Here is a 16,739-nt window from a genome sequence, read left to right as displayed (position 1 = left end):
CGGTTCTGGAGAAGCAGCCGGGTCAAGCCGCGCCCTAGACCGTCAGCGGCCCCGGAGGCGCACCGTGACCGCGGCCCGCCTCCTCAGTGGTCGATCTGTTCGGGCTGCTCCTCGCGAGCGAGACGCAGCAGGCTCTGGCCGTAATTCGTCTTGGCGAAGAGCTGGCCGCGGGCCACCACCTGCTCACGCGTGATGAAGCCCTGCGTGTAGGCGATCTCCTCCAGGCAGGCGACCTGCATGCCCTGCCGGTGCTGGATCACCCGCACGAACTCGCCCGCCTCGAGCAGGTTGTCGTGCGTCCCGGTGTCGAGCCAGGCGTAGCCGCGGGACATGCACTCGACGTGGAGCTGGCCGCGGTCGAGATAGGCCTGGTTGACGTCGGTGATCTCCAGCTCGCCGCGGGGCGAGGGCTTCACCGCCGCCGCGATGTCGAGCACCTGGTTGTCGTAGAAGTAGAGGCCGGTCACCGCCCAGGGCGATTCCGGGTTCTTCGGCTTCTCGACGAGCTTGGTGGCGCGGCCGTCCTTGTCGAGGGTGACGACGCCGTAGGCCTCCGGATGGTCGACATGGTAGGCGAACACCGTGGCGCCGGCCTCGCGCGCGCGGGCCTTGGCCAGGAGCCGGCGCATGCCGGCGCCGAAGAACAGGTTGTCGCCGAGCACCAGGGCGACCGAGTCGTCGCCGACGAACTCGCGGCCGATGATGAAGGCCTGGGCCAGGCCCTCGGGCTTCGGCTGCAGCGCGTAGGAGATGTTGATGCCGAACTGCTCGCCGGTGCCGAACAGGCGCTTGTAGTTGTCGATGTGCTCCGGCGACGAGATCAGCAGGATGTCGCGAATGCCGGCCAGCATCAGCACCGAGACCGGGTAGTAGATCATCGGCTTGTCGTAGACCGGCAGCAGCTGCTTGTTGATCGCCAGCGTCGCCGGGTGCAGCCGCGTGCCGGATCCGCCGGCGAGCACGATGCCCTTCATGGTGTGGGTCTCCTTGAGGATCTCAATTCGGGGCGCCCTCGCGGCGATGCGACGGCGCGGGAGCGCGGCGCCGTCCGCGAAGGATCCGTCCGGGCTTGCGGTACACCCTCGGCCGTGACGGTCCGAGGGTGCAAGGGTCAGGCCTGCCGGGCCGCGGGACCGATCAGCTGGTCCAGGATGTCGTCGAGGGCCTGGGCCCAGGGACGGGGCGTGATGCCGAAGGCGCGGGTCAGCGTCTCGGTCGAGAGCTCGGAATTGGCCGGACGGGTGACCGGGGTCTTGAAGGCCGAACTCGGGATCGGCTCGACCGGCACCGAGCGGGCGCCCCGCGCCGCCGCACCCGCCATGATGGCGCGCGCGAAGTCGTACCAGGTCGTCGCGCCGGCATTGACGCAGTGATAGGTGCCGACGGGCGCGGCCTGATCCTCGGCGAAGCGCAGCGCGATGGCGACCAGCGCCGCGGCGAGGTCGCCGGCGGAGGTCGGGCAGCCGCGCTGGTCGTCGACCACCGTCAGCTTGTCGCGGTCGCCCGCGAGCCGAAGCATCGTCTTGACGAAGTTCGCCCGGTGCGGGCTCACCACCCAGGCGGTGCGCACCACCGCGTGGCGCGGGTTGCCGGTGCGCACCGCCATCTCGCCGGCGGCCTTGCTGGCGCCGTATACGCTGACCGGGTGCACTGGGGCATCGGTGGCGTAGGCGCCCGTCCCGCTGCCGTCGAAGACGTAGTCGGTCGAGACGTGGACGAGCGGGATTCCCGCCTTGGCGGTCTCCGCCGCCAGGTAGGCGGGAGCGAGTGCGTTGAGCCGCCAGGCCGCGGCGACGTCGCTCTCGGCCTTGTCGACCGCCGTGTAGGCGGCGGTGTTGATCACCGCCGCGAAAGGACGCTCGGCGACCGCGCGGGCGACCGCGGCCTCGTCGGTGATGTCGAGGGCCTCCCGGGACGGCGCGTGGATGACCACGTCCGCTCCCCAGGATGGCCGTTGCAGCTCGGTGCCGACCTGGCCACCGCCGCCGAGGACGAGGATCTCCCGCGTCATGGTCGCCTCACTCCGCCGTCAGGCCGAGGCGCTCGCCGGAATAGCGGCCCTCGCGGATCGGACGCCACCAGGACTCGTTGTCGAGGTACCAGCGCACGGTGTCCTCGAGCGCCTGCTCGAAGGTGCGGGTGGGCTTGTAGCCGACTTCCGCCTCGGCCTTGCTCGGGTCGATGGCGTAGCGCCGATCGTGACCGGGACGGTCGGTGACGAACTTGATCAGGCGCTCGTGCGGGCCGGCCTCCGGCCGCAGCCGGTCGAAGATGGCGCAGAGCGTCTTCACCACCTCGAGGTTGTTGCGCACCGAACGGCCGCCGAGCAGGTAGGTCTCGCCGATCCGGCCCTTCTCCAGCACCGCGACGAGGCCGCGGGCGTGGTCCTCGACGTGGATCCAGTCGCGCTCGTTCTGGCCGTCGCCGTAGACCGGCAGGTTCTTGCCCTCGAGGGCGTTGAGGATCATCAGCGGGATCAGCTTCTCGGGGAAGTGCCGCGGCCCGTAGTTGTTCGAGCAGTTGGTCACCAGCACCGGCAGGCCGTAGGTCTCGTGCCAGGCGCGGGCCAGATGGTCGGAAGCCGCCTTCGAGGCCGAGTAGGGCGAGCGCGGGTCGTAGCGGCTGTCCTCGGTGAAGAAGCCGCCCGGGGGCAGCGAGCCGTAGACCTCGTCGGTCGAGACGTGGAGGAAGCGGAAGGCGTCGCGCTCCGCACCCTGCAGCGTGTTGTAGTAGGCGCGGGCGGCCTCCAGCATCACCTGCGTGCCGACGACGTTGGTGCGGATGAACGCGCCCGGGCCGGTGATCGAACGGTCGACGTGGCTCTCGGCGGCCAGGTGCATCACCGCCTCGGGGCGGAACTCGGCGAAGAGGCCAGAGACCCGCTCGTGGTCGCAGATGTCGGCTTCCGCGAAGCGATGGCGGTTGTTGCCCTTGAGCGGCATCAGCGAGATCGGGTTCGCCGCGTAGGTCAGCGCGTCGAGGGTCAAGACCTCGTGGCCGAGATCTTGGACGAGGTGCAGGACCAGGGCCGAGCCGATGAAGCCGCAGCCGCCCGTGACGAGGATGCGCATGGGGTGAGTGATCTCCGAAAGAGGTGTGTGCCCGTCAGGGCTTCAGAACAGCGGCGGAAGGTCGGCGAAGCGGGGCGCGACCTTGTCCTTGGCCGAGAGCTGGGCCTCGGCCTCGCTCACCGGCCAGTCGATGCCGAGGTCCGGGTCGTTCCAGAGCAGGTTGCCGTCGTGCTCCGGGCTGTAGACGCCGCCGGCGACCTTGTAGGCCACCATCGTGTCCGGCTCGAGGGTGCAGAAGCCGTGGCCGAAGCCGATCGGGACGTAGAGCTGGTGGCTGTTCTCGGCGTCGAGGCGGGCGGCGACGTGCCGGCCGTAGGTGGCCGAGTCGCGGCGCAGGTCGACGGCGACGTCGAGGATCGCGCCGGCGAGCACCCGGATCAGCTTGGCCTGGGCGAAGGGATGGCGCTGGAAGTGCAGGCCGCGGACGGTGCCCTGTTGCGCCGAGAAGGACTGGTTGTCCTGGATGAAGTGGTCCTCGACGCCGTGGGCGGCCAGGATATCGGCCCGGTAGGTTTCCGAGAACCAGCCGCGGGCATCGCCGTGCCGCTTCGGAATCACCAGCTTCACCGCCGGTATCGCCTGATCGATGACCTGCATCCCTGCCAACCTTCCGATGTCGCGCGGCCTGATCTCGTCGGGCGGTTCTTGCCCGGCAATCGTGGCACAACCACGTCGGCCGAGCAGCGCTCGACCACCTTCCGCAGCCTCTACTTCGCCGATGAGAGATGAGCAAGGTCGGCCGACGACTGGGCGCGCTTTGGCGAGATGAGCCGCAATCGGCGCCCGCACAGCTCCGCCCGATTCACGATCGCATCACCGGTGTCAGCCGGACGCGATTTCGGGCCGAGTCGGAAAATATTAGGAAGACGGGGACAGGCCGCGCGTCAAGTGGACAAATATAATCGTTCCGGGAGCGATGTTCTCGCTCCCGGATGCGGGAAGGACCCGCCTCGTTCGCGGCGACCGGCCTGTGGCTCTAAAGCATCACTCGTGACGCTTCGATGTCAGCCGCCGGCCCGCGGGTCCCGCTCGCGATCACGCGCCCGCGAGGGCCGCCGCGATCGCCTCCAGGGCGGCGTCCGCCGCCGCCCCGTCGGGACCGCCGGCCTGGGCCATGTCGCGGCGGCCGCCACCGCCCTTGCCGCCGAGCCGCTCCGAGCCCGCCCGCACCAGGGCGACAGCGTCGAACCGGTCGGTCAGGTCCTCGGTCACGCCGACGACGAGGCCGGCCTTGCCGTCCGGCGCCACGCCAACGATCGCCACGATCCCGGAGCCGAGCCGCTTCTTGCCTTCGTCGGCCAGGCTCTTGAGGTCGCGCATCTCGACCCCCTGCACGACGCGTGCCATCAGCTTCGTGCCGGCGACCTCGCGCACGCCGTCATCGGTGCCGCCGGCGGCGCCCCCGCCCATGGCGAGCTTGCGGCGTGCATCCGACAGCTCGCGCTCCATCCGGCGGCGCTCGTCGAGGAGGCTGGCGAGGCGCTCGGGCGCCTCGGCGACAGGCACCTTGAGCAGGCCCGCGAGCGCGGCGAGCTGGCGGCTCTCGCCGGCGAGGTGGCGGCGGGCGGCGTCGCCCGTCATCGCCTCGATCCGGCGCACGCCGGCGCCGACCGCGCTCTCGCCGAGGACCGTCACCACGCCGATGTCGCCGGTGCGGCCGACATGGGTGCCACCGCACAACTCGACCGAGAAAGTCTTCGGGCGGCCGTCGGCACCCGCGTCGCGGCCCATCGAGACCACGCGCACCTCCTCGCCGTACTTCTCGCCGAACAGCGCGCGGGCGCCGGACGCGATGGCGTCGTCGACCGCCATGAGCTTCGTCACCACCGGCTCGTTCTGGAGCAGCACCCGGTTGGCGATCTCCTCGACCTGCGCCAGCTCGTCGGCCTCGATCGGCTTGGGGTGGCTGATGTCGAAGCGCAGGCGCTCGGGCGCGACGAGCGAGCCCTTCTGGGCAACGTGGTCGCCGAGCACCTGGCGCAGGGCCTCGTGCAGCAGGTGGGTGGCGGAGTGGTTGGCGCGGATCGCCGCGCGGCGCCCGTGGTCGACCTTCAGCTCAACCGGCTGGTTGAGGGTCAGGCTCCCCTCCTCCACCGCGACGTGGTGGACGAAGAGGTCGCCGAGCTTCTTCTCGGTCGCGGTCACCCGGGCCTTCACGCCTTGGCCGGTCACGATGCCGGTATCGCCGACCTGGCCGCCGGACTCGCCGTAGAACGGCGTCTGGGTGACGACGAGCAGACCCTCCTCGCCAGCCTGGATCGCCTCGACCTCGGCGCCGCCCCGCACGAGCGCGGTGACGACGGCCTCGGCCTCCTCGGTGTCGTAGCCGAGGAACTCGGTGGCGCCGGTGCGCTCACGGAGCCCGTACCACAGGGTCTCGGTGGCGGCCTCGCCGGAGCCCGACCAGGCAGCGCGGGCGGCGGCGCGCTGGCGCTCCATCGCGGCGGAGAACCCGTCCGTGTCGACCGTGATGCCGCGGGACTTCAGCGCGTCCTGGGTCAGGTCGAGGGGGAAGCCGTAGGTGTCGTAGAGGGTGAAGGCGGTCTCGCCCGACAGGCTCTGGCCCTCGGACAGGTCGCGAGTCTCGGCGTCGAGGATCGACAGGCCACGCTCGAGGGTGCGGCGGAAGCGGGTCTCCTCGAGGCGCAGGGTCTCGCCAATCAGGCTCTCGGCCCGCACCAGCTCAGGGTAGGCCTGGCCCATCTCCCGCACCAGCGTCGGCACCAGGCGGTACATCATCGGGTCGCGGGCGCCCAAGAGCTGGGCGTGGCGCATGGCGCGACGCATGATCCGGCGCAGCACGTAGCCGCGGCCCTCGTTGCTCGGCAGCACCCCGTCGGCGACGAGGAAGGACGAGGCGCGCAGGTGGTCGGCGATCACCCGGTAGGAAGCGGTCTCCTTGCCCTCCGGCGCCCGCCCGACCTGATGCGCGACGGCGTCGATCAGGCTGCGGAAGAGGTCGGTGTCGTAGTTGCTCTTCACGCCCTGGAGGATCGCCGCCATGCGCTCGAGGCCCATGCCGGTATCGATCGAGGGGCGCGGCAGGCCGACCCGGTTGCCCGGCTCGATCTGCTCGTACTGCATGAACACCAGGTTCCAGAACTCGAGGAAGCGGTCGCCGTCCTCGTCGGGGCTGCCGGGAGGGCCGCCCCACAGCTCCGGGCCCTGGTCGATGAAGATCTCCGAGCACGGTCCGCAAGGGCCGGTATCGCCCATCTGCCAGAAATTGTCGGAGGTGTTGATGCGGATGATGCGCTCGTCGGAGAAGCCGGCGATCTTGCGCCACAGCGTGGCAGCATCCTCGTCGTCGGCGTAGACCGTGACCAGCAGCTTCTCGGGCGAGAGACCGAATTCCTTGGTGACGAGGTTCCAGGCGAGCTCGATCGCCAGCGGCTTGAAATAGTCGCCGAACGAGAAGTTGCCCAGCATCTCAAAGAAGGTGTGGTGGCGCGCGGTGTACCCGACGTTGTCGAGGTCGTTGTGCTTACCGCCGGCGCGCACGCATTTCTGGGCCGTGACGGCACGCTGGTAGGGCCGTTTCTCGACGCCGGTGAAGACGTTCTTGAACTGCACCATGCCGGCATTGGTGAACATCAACGTCGGGTCGTTGCGCGGCACCAGCGGCGAGGACGGCACCGCTTCGTGACCGTGCTTGGCGAAGTAGTCCAGGAAGGTGGACCGGATCTCGTTGACGCCACTCATGGGAAGAATCGTCTCTGCGGAAGGCGGGCCGGGTGAAAGGCGGGCTTGGGAACGCGGCGCACCGGCGGGCGGCCCGCGGATGCATCCGCGTGTCTTTAGTCACGCCTTCCCCCCGTGTCGAGGCGGGGCGCCGCCGCTATGTGAGCCCGGGCAAGCGCGGCCGCCGGCCCGCCCGGCAGGACCCGTGTGCCGATGACCGACGAAATCCGTCTCCTTGCCCTCTCGGCCGTCCTCGGCTTCGTCCACATCGTAGCAGCCTCGGCGGCCGGGCTCGGCCAGCGCGGCGGGCTCGCCTGGGCGGCGGGCAACCGCGAGAGCGAGGGCGAGGTCACCGGCGCCGCCGCCCGGCTGAAGCGCGCGTCCGGCAACTTCTTCGAGACCTTCCCGCTCTTCGCCGCCCTGGTGCTGGCCGCCGCGGTCTCGGGCCGGCAGGGCGGCGCCGTGGCGTGGGGGGCGGAACTCTACTTCTGGGCCCGCCTCCTCTACCTGCCGATCTACGGCTTCGGCATCCCGTGGATTCGCACGCCGGTCTGGGGCGTGGCGATCGTCGGCATCGGCTTCGTGTTCGCCGGCCTGTTCGGCTGGGCCGGACCGGGGATGTGACAATCCCGGACCGGCACCGGCCGATCTGACACTCATCCCGGCATTCCGGCCGCGCAGCGGAGCCCGGAATGATGATGGAGGACGTCAAATCTGCTTGCCGATACAGAAAAAGGGCCGCCGCGCTCGTCGCGCGGCGGCCCCCTCATTGCGTCTCGGATCGATCCGTCGAGATCAGGCCGTCCCCTCGTCGAGGTCGTCCGCCGTCGGCGTCGCGTTCTCGAGGATGCGGTCGGCGACGAGGCCTGAATTCTGCCGGATCGACGCCTCGATCTTGTTGGCGATGTCCGGGTTGTCGCGCAGGAAGCCTTTCGAGTTCTCGCGGCCCTGGCCGAGGCGCTGGCTGTCGTAGGAGAACCAGGCGCCCGACTTCTCGACGATGCCGGCCTTGACGCCGAGGTCGATCAACTCGCCGACCTTCGACACGCCCTCGCCGAACATGATGTCGAACTCGACCTGCTTGAACGGCGGTGCGACCTTGTTCTTGACCACCTTGACTCGGACGCTGTTGCCGATCGGCTGGTCGCGGTCCTTGAGGGTCGAGATGCGGCGGATGTCGAGGCGCACCGAGGCGTAGAACTTCAGCGCGTTGCCGCCGGTGGTGGTCTCGGGGCTGCCGTACATCACGCCGATCTTCATCCGGATCTGATTGATGAAGATGACCATGCAGTTCGAGCGCGAGATCGAGCCGGTGAGCTTGCGCAGGGCCTGGCTCATCAGGCGGGCCTGGAGGCCCGGCTGCTGGTCGCCCATCTCGCCCTCGATCTCGGCCCGGGGGGTGAGCGCGGCCACCGAGTCGACCACCAGCACGTCGATGGCGCCGGAGCGCACCAGGGTGTCGGTGATCTCAAGGGCCTGCTCGCCGGTATCGGGCTGGGAGATCAGCAGGTCGTCGAGGTTGACGCCGAGCTTGCGGGCATAGACCGGATCGAGGGCGTGTTCGGCATCCACGAAGGCGCAGACGCCGCCCTTCTTCTGGGCCTCGGCGATGGTGTGGAGGGCAAGCGTGGTCTTGCCGGAGGATTCCGGGCCGTAGATCTCGATCACGCGGCCGCGCGGCAGGCCGCCGACGCCGAGCGCGATGTCGAGGCCGAGCGAGCCGGTCGAGACGACCTCGACCTCCTGCACCTTGTCGCCCTTGCCGAGCCGCATGATCGAGCCCTTGCCGAAGGCGCGCTCGATCTGGGCGAGGGCGGCGTCGATCGCCTTCGACTTGTCTTTGTCCATGGTCGGGTTTTCCACCAGTCGCATCTGGGGCTGAGCCATCTCGGCGGGTCCTTATGGCAGGAGGGGCGGCAAGTCTCAATCGCGCGGCTGGGTTTTATGTACTCGTTTTGTTCTCATTCGGCAAGGGCGGGTGGGGGATTCATACGGGCGTTCCGGTCGCGGGGAGCCTCGGGTACGCATCCGCCTCTTCCTGCGGGCAAGGCTGGTTGGCGAAAGAAACGGGCGCACTCTCCGCCTCTCCCGTATGGGCCATCGCATTCACGTCTCACGAGATGAGACGCGGGCCACTCCTCTCGCCGCGGGCGAGGGCCGAGCCCTCGTTCCAGAGAGTTCGGCAAGCCCGCAGGGCGAGGGAGGAGGTGTTTCCGGAGGAGCCACATCCGGCACTTCCCCCCTCACCGTCGGCTGCCGCCTCGCTTCGATGGCGACAAGGTCATCGAAGCCCTCTTCCCGCCCGCGGGGAGAGGCGATGCGCACTCCCCATGGAGTGAAGCTCCAAGCCCGTGTGGGAGTGGGGATCCCGCGCCTGTGTGAAAAACCGTTCATCGATACCGCGACCGGTGAGGAGCCGATCAATCAAAGCGTCCTCCTCCGCCGTGCGCCGCGCCGCTGCCGCTTCGATATCGGCCAACACCTTGCGCATGTATTCCGGCGATACGCGACGAACCGGGAGCAGCAAGGCGATGGTCTGCGCGTCGTCCTTGATCGGAACGGCGCGCGGCCATGCCAGAATCGCCTCGGGCGTCAGGTTCGGCAGATCGTCCAGGTCGATTCGGCTCGCCACGCTACTCCGTCCTCGCGCATCCTCACCCCGCCATCGTGGTCTTCACCGTCTCGACGAGCTGCTTGAGGCTGAAGGGCTTGGGCAGGAAGTTGAACTCCTCGCCGTCGGGCAGGTTCTTGCGGAAGGCGTCCTCGGCGTAGCCGGAGACGAAGATCACCTTCAGGGCCGGGTGGGCCTTGCGCAGTTCGCGCAGCAGGGTCGGGCCGTCCATCTCGGGCATCACCACGTCGGAGACGACGAGGTCGACCGGCACGTCGCGCTCCTGCATGATCTGCAGCGCCTCGAGGCCCGAGGCTGCCTCGAGCACGGTGTAGCCGCGGGCGGTGAGCGCCCGGCCGTTGACGGCGCGGACCGGGTCCTCGTCCTCGACGAGCAGGATGGTGCCGCGCCCGGTGAGGTCGCGGGCCGGCGCCTTCGGGGGCTCCGCGGGTGCGGCCGCGGCCGGCACGGCGCCCGGGCCCGGCAGGGCGATCTCCGCTTGCGCCTCGGGAGCCTCGGCCTCCGGCACGGGCACGTGGCGCGGCAGGTAGATGGCGAAGACCGTGCCCTGGCCGATGGTCGAGCGCACGTCGATGTAGCCGCCGGACTGCTTGACGATGCCGAACACCGTCGAGAGGCCGAGGCCCGTGCCCTTGTTGACCTCCTTGGTGGTGAAGAACGGCTCGAAGATCTTCTCCATCACCTCCGGGGTCATGCCGGTGCCGGTGTCGCTGACCTCGATCAGGACGTGGTCGGCGGCGGGCAGGCCGTTGAGGCGCAGCGCCCCCACGGCCTCGGCGGCCATGTTGGCGGTGCGGATCAAGAGGCGGCCGCCCTCCGGCATCGCGTCGCGGGCGTTGACCGCGAGGTTCACGATCACCTGCTCGAACTGGTTGACGTCGGCCTTGACCGGCCAGAGGTCGCGGCCGTGCTTGAGGTCGAGCTCGACCCGCTCGCCGAGCAGGCGCTTGAGCAGCAGGGTGAGGTCGGAGAGCGCCTCGCCGAGATGGATTACCTCCGGCCGCAGGGTCTGGCGGCGCGAGAAGGCCAGCAGCTGCCGCACCAGGCTCGCGGCCCGGTTGGCGTTCTGCTTGATCTGCATGATGTCCTGGAAGGCCGGGTCGGTCGGCCGGTGGCTCGCCAGCAGCAGGTCGGAATAGCCGATGATCGCCTGTAGCACGTTGTTGAAGTCGTGCGCGATGCCGCCGGCGAGCTGGCCGACCATCTCCATCTTCTGGGCCTGGTTGACCTGCTGCTGCAGCTGGTGCTGGGCCGTGGTGTCGAGGGCGTAGAGGATCACCGCCCCTTCCGCGCCGCCGGCGGTGCCGGCCGGGCTGAGCCAGATCCGGGCCGAGCGGTTGACCGGCGCCGACACCCCGATCTCGACCGGCGGCACGTCGCCGCGTCCCTCCGCGGCCGCCCGGGCCGCCGCGTCGACGATGTGGCGGTCGCGCTCGACCACGAACTCGCGCACGGGGGGACCGGCCTCGCTGCCGTCGCCGGTGCGCGGCAGGGTGCCGAACAGGCGCGCGAAGGAGGCGTTGGCCCGCACCAGCCGGCCGTCGGCGGCAAGCGTCGCCACCGCGACCGGGCTGGTGTTGAAGAAGCGGTCGAAGCGCAGCTCGGCCGCCTGCTGGGGATCGTCGCTCTCCTCGCCGGCGGAGCGGTTGAGCACGAGGGTGCGCGAATCGCCCGGCCGCCCGTCCTGGCCGTAGGCGACCCGGTGGTAGAGGCGGGCCGAGAGCGGATGGCCGTTGCGCCGGCGAAGATCCAGGTCGAAGCGGTCGGTGCGGACCTCGCCCGGCTGGCCCTTGCCGCCGATCAGCACCGGCCCGAGGTCGTCGGGCAGGATCTCGGACAGGCGCAGGCCCCCCGAGCCGACCTGCGCGAGGTCGTGGCCGAGCCAGGCCGCGAGCGTCGCGTTCATGTAGACGACCGAGCCCTTGGGATCGACCGCCATGAAGCCGGCCGGGGCGTGGTCGAGGTAGTCGATCGCGTGCTGGAGCTCCTGGAAGACGTTCTCCTGGCGCTCGCGCTCGTGGGTGATGTCGGCGACGCTCCACAGGGCCACCGGCCGGCGCGGCAGCGGCAGCGGCCGCACGCCGATGCGGAACCAGGCGAAGTCGCGCTCCGCCGCGCCGCCGGGCGGCGGCGCCATGCGGATCTCCTCCGACAGGGAGCGGCCCTCGCGCGCGGCCTGCGCGAGGCGGTAGACCGCCTCCGACACCTCCGGCGAGCCGACGAAGACCCGCTCGACGGGGCGCAGGTTGGCGAAGGTGTCGCTGCCGGCGAGCTTCAGGTAGGCGGCGTTGGCGTAGATCGGCCGGCCGCCCTCCTCCATGGCGATCATGCCGTCGGGCGCGGCGTCGACCACCGCCTTGGTGACGTCGTTGCGGGTGCCGTGCCCGGTGAGCTGGATCGCCCCGATGGCGAAGGCGAACAGGCAGAACACGCCCGCCATGGCGAGCAGGGCCAGGAGGCCGAGGATGATCGGCTGGGCCTGCTCGTTGGCGACGAAGCTGAGGCCCACCGCCGCGCCGACGAGGAGGCCGGCCAGCAGCAGCAGCAGGCTGACCCGGCCGGGCCGCTCGGAGCGGTCGAGGGCGGCCTCCGCCGCGGATGGGCTCAACTCCGGCATGTCGCCTCGACACTCCCCGCAGGCCCGCCTCGCGTCCGGACCCGGCTGCTTTCCGCGGCCCGCTGGAGCGGACCGTCCCGGCCGTTCCCTAGCAGGCACGGCGTTTCCGTGAAATGAACCCGGTTCGTTCCCCCGGGCGTCCCGGCGCCGCCGTCAGTGGCGGCGCAGGCGCAGGACATAGCCGATGACCTCGGCCACCGCGCGATAATGCTCGGGCGGCACCGCGGCGTCGATCTCGACGGTGGCATGCAGCGCCCGGGCCAGCGGCGGGTTCTCGACCACCGGCACGCCGTGCTCGCGCGCCACCTCGCGGATGCGCAGTGCCAGCGCATCGACGCCCTTGGCGACGCAGACCGGCGCGGCCATGCCGGCCTCGTAGCGCAGGGCGACCGCGAAGTGGGTCGGGTTGGTCACGATCACGCTCGCGCCCGGCACCGCCGCCATCATGCGCTTCTTCACCCGCTGGGCGCGGATCTGGCGCATCCGCCCCTTCACCTCCGGGTTGCCGTCCTGCTCCTTCATCTCCTCCTTGAGTTCCTGCTTCGACATGCGCAGGCGCGCCCGCCAGCGGAAGCGCTGGTAGAGCGCGTCGCCGAGGGTGACGACGACGTAGGCGGCCAGCACCGCGCCCAACAGCCGCAGGCAGAGCGCGAGGGTGCCCTCGAGCAGGGCCGGGGGCTCGAGCCGGGCGAAGGCCTCGAGCCGGTCGCGGTCGCCCCACAGCACCATCCCGGCGGCGATGCCGACGAGCAGGATCTTGACGATGCCCTTGCCGAACTGGAACCAGGCCTCCGGGCCGAAGAGCCGCTTGAGGCCCGCCATCGGCGAGAGCCGGCTCCACTGCGCCAGCGTCTCGGTGGTCCAGACGAAGGGGTGCTGGACGAGGCCGCCGACGAGGCCGGCCGCCGCCACGGCGCCCATCGGCACCGCGAGGGCGAGGGCCGCGGCGACGAGGGCCCGGCGGCCGAAGGCCGCGTAGGCGGCGGGGTCGGAGGGGACGTCGTGCAGGTGGGCGAGGAGGCCGCGCAGGTCCGCGAGCAGGCCGCGGGCGAGAGGCCCGGCCCCGACGAGCAGCACCAGCGTGAAGGCGCCGAGCATCAGGAAGGTGTTGACCTCCTGGCTGGTGGCGACGTCGCCCCGCTTGACCGCGTCGTCGAGGCGCCGCTGGGTCGGCTCCTCGGTGCGATCCTCCTGGTCGGCCTGCTCCGACATGCGCTCACGACCTCCCGAGATCGGCCAGGAAGCGGCCGAGGTCGTCGATGAACACCCCCATGATCACCCCGAGGGTGGCGAGGAACACCACCATGCCGATCAGGATCGAGGCCGGGGTGGCGACGAAGAACACCTGCATCTGCGGCATCAGCCGCGACAGCACGCCGAGGCCGAGGTTGAACAGGATGCCGAAGGCGATGAACGGCGCCGAGATCTGCACCGCGAGCGCGAAGCCGCGGGCCACCGCCCGCACCGCGAAGGCGGCGGCGTCGCCGGTCGCCGGCACGCCGACCGGCGGCATCAGGGCGTAGGAATCGCGGATGCCCGCGAGCGCCAGGTGGTGCAGGTCGGTGGCGAGCACCAGGGTGAGGCCGAGCAGGCTCAGGAAGCTGCCGAGCGTCGCCTGCTGGTTGCCGACGGAGGGGTCGACCGTCATGGCGTAGGCGAGGCCGAGCTGCTGGGCGATGATGGTGCCGGCGGTCTGGAGCGCCGCGATGACCGCCCGCACGCTCAGGCCCAGCACCAGCCCGACCGCGACCTCGCCGATCAGCACGCCGATCAGCGCCGTGCCGACGCCTCCGGGCTCCGGCCCCGTGCCTCCCGGCAGGAGCGGCCGGGCGACCGGGAACAGCACCAGGGAGAGCAGCAGCGCGAAGGCGAGGCGCAGTCGCGGCGAGATCATCGCCTCGCCGATGCCCGGCATCAGCATCACCAGCGTGCCGACCCGGGCGAAGGTGAGGAGGTAGGCCGAGGCGAGGCCGGGCAGGAGCAGGTTCACGTCAGCAGGTTCACGTCCGAGCCGATATCCGCGGGAAGGGATGCGCGGTTCTCCGCCGAAAAGCCGCGTCCGCTCACCCTCCGGCGGCGATGCGGGCGGCGATCCGGGTCATGTAGCCGGCGAGCGCGTCGCCCATGAAGGGCAGCAGCAGCAGCATCGCGGCGCAGACCGCGACGATCTTCGGCACGTAGATCAGCGTCTGCTCCTGGATCTGGGTCAGGGCCTGGAACAGCGAGATCACGAGGCCGATCACCAGGGCGACGACCATCAGGGGACCGGCGACCTTCAGGAAGGTGAGGATGCCGTCGCGGGCGATGTCGAGGATGGCGAGGCCGGTCATGCGCGTTGACGGTTCCTTCATACCGACGGCCCAGGATGCCAGCGCATCGACGTCGATCGCGGGCAGGCCCCGGGGTAGACGGGGCCGTTGAGCCATCCTGGATTTCCGACGCCGGGCCGATGCCGTGGCGAGAATTCCAGGACCGAACCCAGGGTCATCGTCGATGATCCCTGGTCTCAGACCTGCATCCGCATGATCTCTTCGTAGGCCGAGATCACCCGGTCGCGCACCGCCACCAGGGTCTGGAGCGCGGTCTCGCTCTCGGCCACCGCCGTCACCACGTCGACGACGTTGGCCTGGCCGGCGGCGGCCGCCATGGCCTGGCCGTCGGCGCGCCGGCCGGCTTCGGTCACGCCGTCGAGGGCCGAGGACAGGAGCTGGCCGAAGCCGCCCTCCCCTCGCTCCGCCGCGCCGGACGCGGGCGAGCGCCCGATGTTCTGGATCGCGGCGTAGGCGCCGGCCGCGAAGGCGTTGGTGGTCATGGTCAGGCCTTCAGGATGTCGAGAGTGCGGGAGATCATGCGGCGCGCGGTCGTGACCATGTTGAGGTTCGCCTCGTAGGAGCGCTGGGCCTCGCGCATGTCGACGGTCTCGACCAGGACGTTGACGTTGGGCATCCGCACCGCGCCGCTGGCGTCGGCGGCGGGGTTGCCCGGATCCTGCCTGGTGCGGAACGGGCCCTGGTCGCGGCGGACCTTGCCGAGATCCACCACCGTCGCGTCGAGGGTGCGGTCGAGGTGGTTGGTGAAGGTCGGGATCTTGCGCCGGTAGGGCTCCGCGGCGGCGCTGGTCGGCGCCGAATCCGCGTTGGCGATGTTCTCCGAGATCACGCGCATCCGGCCCGACTGGACCTTGAGGCCGGAAGCCGCGATGCCGATCGCCTTCGTGAAGTCCATGGGAGTGGCCTCGGGTCAGTCCGCGACGGGACGGGTCGGAGAGGAAGGGTCCGCCGGGACTACTTGCCGACGGCGATGCGCAGGGTGAGCAGGCTCTTCTGGTAGAGCGAGGCGGCGAGCTGGTAGGCGGCCTGGTTGTCGCCGGCCTTCAGCATCTCGTCCTCGAGGCTGACCGCGTTGCCGCTCGGCATCATCTCGAAGCGGGTGCCGGTGCGCTCCTCGGCCGGGCCGGACGGGCCCGCGCCGGCGAGGTGCAGGCCGCTGGTGCGCTCCATCCCGATGCCCGGCAGCCCGGCGGCCGCCAGCGAGCCGTCGTCCCGGAAGCGCGGCGCCTTCAGGTCGCGGGCCCGGAAGCCCGGCGTGTCCGCATTGGCGACGTTCTCCGCCAGAACCTTCTGGCGCGTCTGCTGCCACTGCATGCGGTTGCGCAACATCGCGACGAGGGGGAGATCGGTGACCGACACGGGCGGGCCTTCCGGATTTAGACCGGCACAATCTGCCTAGCGCATGGTTAAAAGCTGGTTAAGACGGCTCGAGCCCGTGAGTCCCTTCCGGTACGGCGCAGCGGCGCTCAAAGCTGTTAACGATATGTTAACGTCCCCTGCGCAGGCCCGGCACGGCCGTGCTAGAAGGCATCCCATCGCCGGCGCGCCTGCGCGCGCCCCACTTGAGAGACCGTCAATTGCTCTCCTCGATCCTCGGGACGGATGGTTCGCCCTTGCTCTCCTACCTGATCGTCTTCGTGATCATGGTGGCGCTCCTGAGTCTCTTCGCCATCGGTGCGAAGCGGTTCGCCCGGGGCCGCCTCACCCTGGGGGGCAATGGCGGCGGCAGCCGCAGCCGGCAGCCGCGCCTCGGCATCGTCGACATCTACGAGCTGGACCGGCAGCGCCAGCTGATCCTGCTGCGGCGCGACAACGTCGAGCACCTGCTGCTCGTCGGCGGACCGAACGACGTCGTGGTCGAGCGCAACATCGTGCGGGCGGCGGGCGCCCGGGTGCAGGCGGAGCTGGCGGACCGGTCCGATCCGGCGCCCGAGGCCCCGCTCCACCTGCCGGCCGGCACCGAGCCCGCGCCGCTGCCGCCGCCCTTCCCCGAGCCCGAGCTGCCCGCCCCGGAGCCCGAGCGCGCCGCGCCTGCCTTCGCGCCGGTCATGGATCCGGTCCCGGGGCCGCGGCACGAGCCCCCGGCCCCGGAGCTGCCGCCCGAGCCGGCCCGGCCGGGCGCGCGCTTCAACGCCTCGCGCCGCGTCGAGCCGCCAAGCCTGCGGGCCGCCCGCCAGGCGCCGCCGCCGCTGGAGGTTCCGGTGCCGCCGGTGGTGCCGGTGCCCCCGCCGGAGCCGGTCCCCGTGCCGCCCCTCGATCCGGTGCCGGCCCCGGCCGGCACCCGCGGCGGGGAGCCGCGCACGGTGGACGCGGCGATCCTCAACGACATGGCCCGCCAGCTGGAGGAGGCCCTGCGGCGTCCCTCCTCGGCGGTGGCACCGGCCCGCCCGGCCGCCCCGGTGATGAGC

15 protein-coding genes and 1 pseudogene are annotated in these 16,739 nt (G+C 70.8%); 2 read left to right on the top strand and 14 right to left on the bottom strand.

The annotated features are described in order from the left end of the window. Positions 1 to 83: 83 nt before the first annotated feature. The 5 genes from rfbA to alaS all read right to left on the bottom strand — a co-directional run bounded on the left by rfbA (position 84) and on the right by alaS (position 6,773). Positions 84 to 974: a glucose-1-phosphate thymidylyltransferase RfbA gene (gene rfbA / locus VQ02_RS06335; RefSeq protein ID WP_048443320.1), complete on the bottom strand. Its 891-nt coding sequence runs from the start codon at positions 972 to 974 to the stop codon at positions 84 to 86. 137 nt (positions 975 to 1,111) lie between these two features. Continuing rightward, positions 1,112 to 2,011 (bottom strand): dTDP-4-dehydrorhamnose reductase, encoded by a 900-nt coding sequence (rfbD, locus tag VQ02_RS06330; RefSeq protein WP_048443319.1) that lies wholly within the window; start codon positions 2,009 to 2,011, stop codon positions 1,112 to 1,114. 7 nt (positions 2,012 to 2,018) lie between these two features. Continuing rightward, positions 2,019 to 3,071: a dTDP-glucose 4,6-dehydratase gene (rfbB, locus tag VQ02_RS06325; RefSeq protein ID WP_048443318.1), complete on the bottom strand. Its 1,053-nt coding sequence runs from the start codon at positions 3,069 to 3,071 to the stop codon at positions 2,019 to 2,021. 42 nt (positions 3,072 to 3,113) lie between these two features. Beyond that, a complete protein-coding gene (rfbC, locus tag VQ02_RS06320; protein ID WP_048443317.1) occupies positions 3,114 to 3,668 on the bottom strand; it encodes a dTDP-4-dehydrorhamnose 3,5-epimerase in 555 nt (184 codons plus the stop codon). A gap of 438 nt (positions 3,669 to 4,106) precedes the next feature. After that, a complete protein-coding gene (alaS, locus tag VQ02_RS06315; protein WP_048443316.1) occupies positions 4,107 to 6,773 on the bottom strand; it encodes an alanine--tRNA ligase in 2,667 nt (888 codons plus the stop codon). A 192-nt stretch (positions 6,774 to 6,965) separates the two neighbouring features. Between alaS and VQ02_RS06310 the strand changes: the two genes are divergently transcribed. Next, positions 6,966 to 7,376 (top strand): MAPEG family protein, encoded by a 411-nt coding sequence (locus tag VQ02_RS06310; RefSeq protein WP_053080256.1) that lies wholly within the window; start codon positions 6,966 to 6,968, stop codon positions 7,374 to 7,376. Positions 7,377 to 7,547: 171 nt separating this feature from the next. Here the strand turns inward: VQ02_RS06310 and recA are convergent, their stop codons facing one another. The 9 genes from recA to flgB all read right to left on the bottom strand — a co-directional run bounded on the left by recA (position 7,548) and on the right by flgB (position 15,690). Continuing rightward, entirely contained in the window at positions 7,548 to 8,639 is a 1,092-nt protein-coding gene (gene recA / locus VQ02_RS06305) for a recombinase RecA (RefSeq protein ID WP_048443314.1), read from the bottom strand. A gap of 394 nt (positions 8,640 to 9,033) precedes the next feature. Next, positions 9,034 to 9,384 (bottom strand): hypothetical protein, encoded by a 351-nt coding sequence (locus tag VQ02_RS06300; protein ID WP_048443313.1) that lies wholly within the window; start codon positions 9,382 to 9,384, stop codon positions 9,034 to 9,036. 22 nt (positions 9,385 to 9,406) lie between these two features. Then, positions 9,407 to 12,001 (bottom strand): cell cycle histidine kinase CckA, encoded by a 2,595-nt coding sequence (gene cckA, locus VQ02_RS06295; RefSeq protein ID WP_048443312.1) that lies wholly within the window; start codon positions 11,999 to 12,001, stop codon positions 9,407 to 9,409. Between the two features lie 153 nt (positions 12,002 to 12,154). Next, the gene (gene flhB / locus VQ02_RS06290; RefSeq protein WP_048443311.1) at positions 12,155 to 13,213 is read right to left on the bottom strand and encodes a flagellar biosynthesis protein FlhB; all 1,059 of its coding nucleotides are present in this window, start codon (positions 13,211 to 13,213) and stop codon (positions 12,155 to 12,157) included. 4 nt (positions 13,214 to 13,217) lie between these two features. Next, positions 13,218 to 13,991, bottom strand: a complete 774-nt coding sequence (fliR, locus tag VQ02_RS06285) for a flagellar biosynthetic protein FliR (protein WP_048443310.1) — start codon at positions 13,989 to 13,991, stop codon at positions 13,218 to 13,220. Between the two features lie 73 nt (positions 13,992 to 14,064). Further along, a complete protein-coding gene (gene fliQ / locus VQ02_RS06280) occupies positions 14,065 to 14,331 on the bottom strand; it encodes a flagellar biosynthesis protein FliQ (RefSeq protein ID WP_048443309.1) in 267 nt (88 codons plus the stop codon). A gap of 176 nt (positions 14,332 to 14,507) precedes the next feature. After that, positions 14,508 to 14,813: a flagellar hook-basal body complex protein FliE gene (fliE, locus tag VQ02_RS06275; RefSeq protein WP_048443308.1), complete on the bottom strand. Its 306-nt coding sequence runs from the start codon at positions 14,811 to 14,813 to the stop codon at positions 14,508 to 14,510. 2 nt (positions 14,814 to 14,815) lie between these two features. Continuing rightward, entirely contained in the window at positions 14,816 to 15,226 is a 411-nt protein-coding gene (gene flgC / locus VQ02_RS06270; protein WP_048443307.1) for a flagellar basal body rod protein FlgC, read from the bottom strand. 59 nt (positions 15,227 to 15,285) lie between these two features. Further along, the gene (gene flgB, locus VQ02_RS06265) at positions 15,286 to 15,690 is read right to left on the bottom strand and encodes a flagellar basal body rod protein FlgB (protein ID WP_048443306.1); all 405 of its coding nucleotides are present in this window, start codon (positions 15,688 to 15,690) and stop codon (positions 15,286 to 15,288) included. A gap of 254 nt (positions 15,691 to 15,944) precedes the next feature. Between flgB and VQ02_RS06260 the strand changes: the two are divergent. Beyond that, positions 15,945 to 16,739 (top strand): annotated as a pseudogene (locus VQ02_RS06260) (hypothetical protein); the annotation flags it as partial.

This window comes from Methylobacterium variabile (assembly GCF_001043975.1).
In the GTDB taxonomy this organism is placed as follows: Bacteria; Pseudomonadota; Alphaproteobacteria; order Rhizobiales; family Beijerinckiaceae; genus Methylobacterium; species Methylobacterium variabile.
The sequence above is the reverse complement of the archived record's forward strand: the minus strand, read 5'-3'. Positions and strand labels throughout refer to the sequence as shown.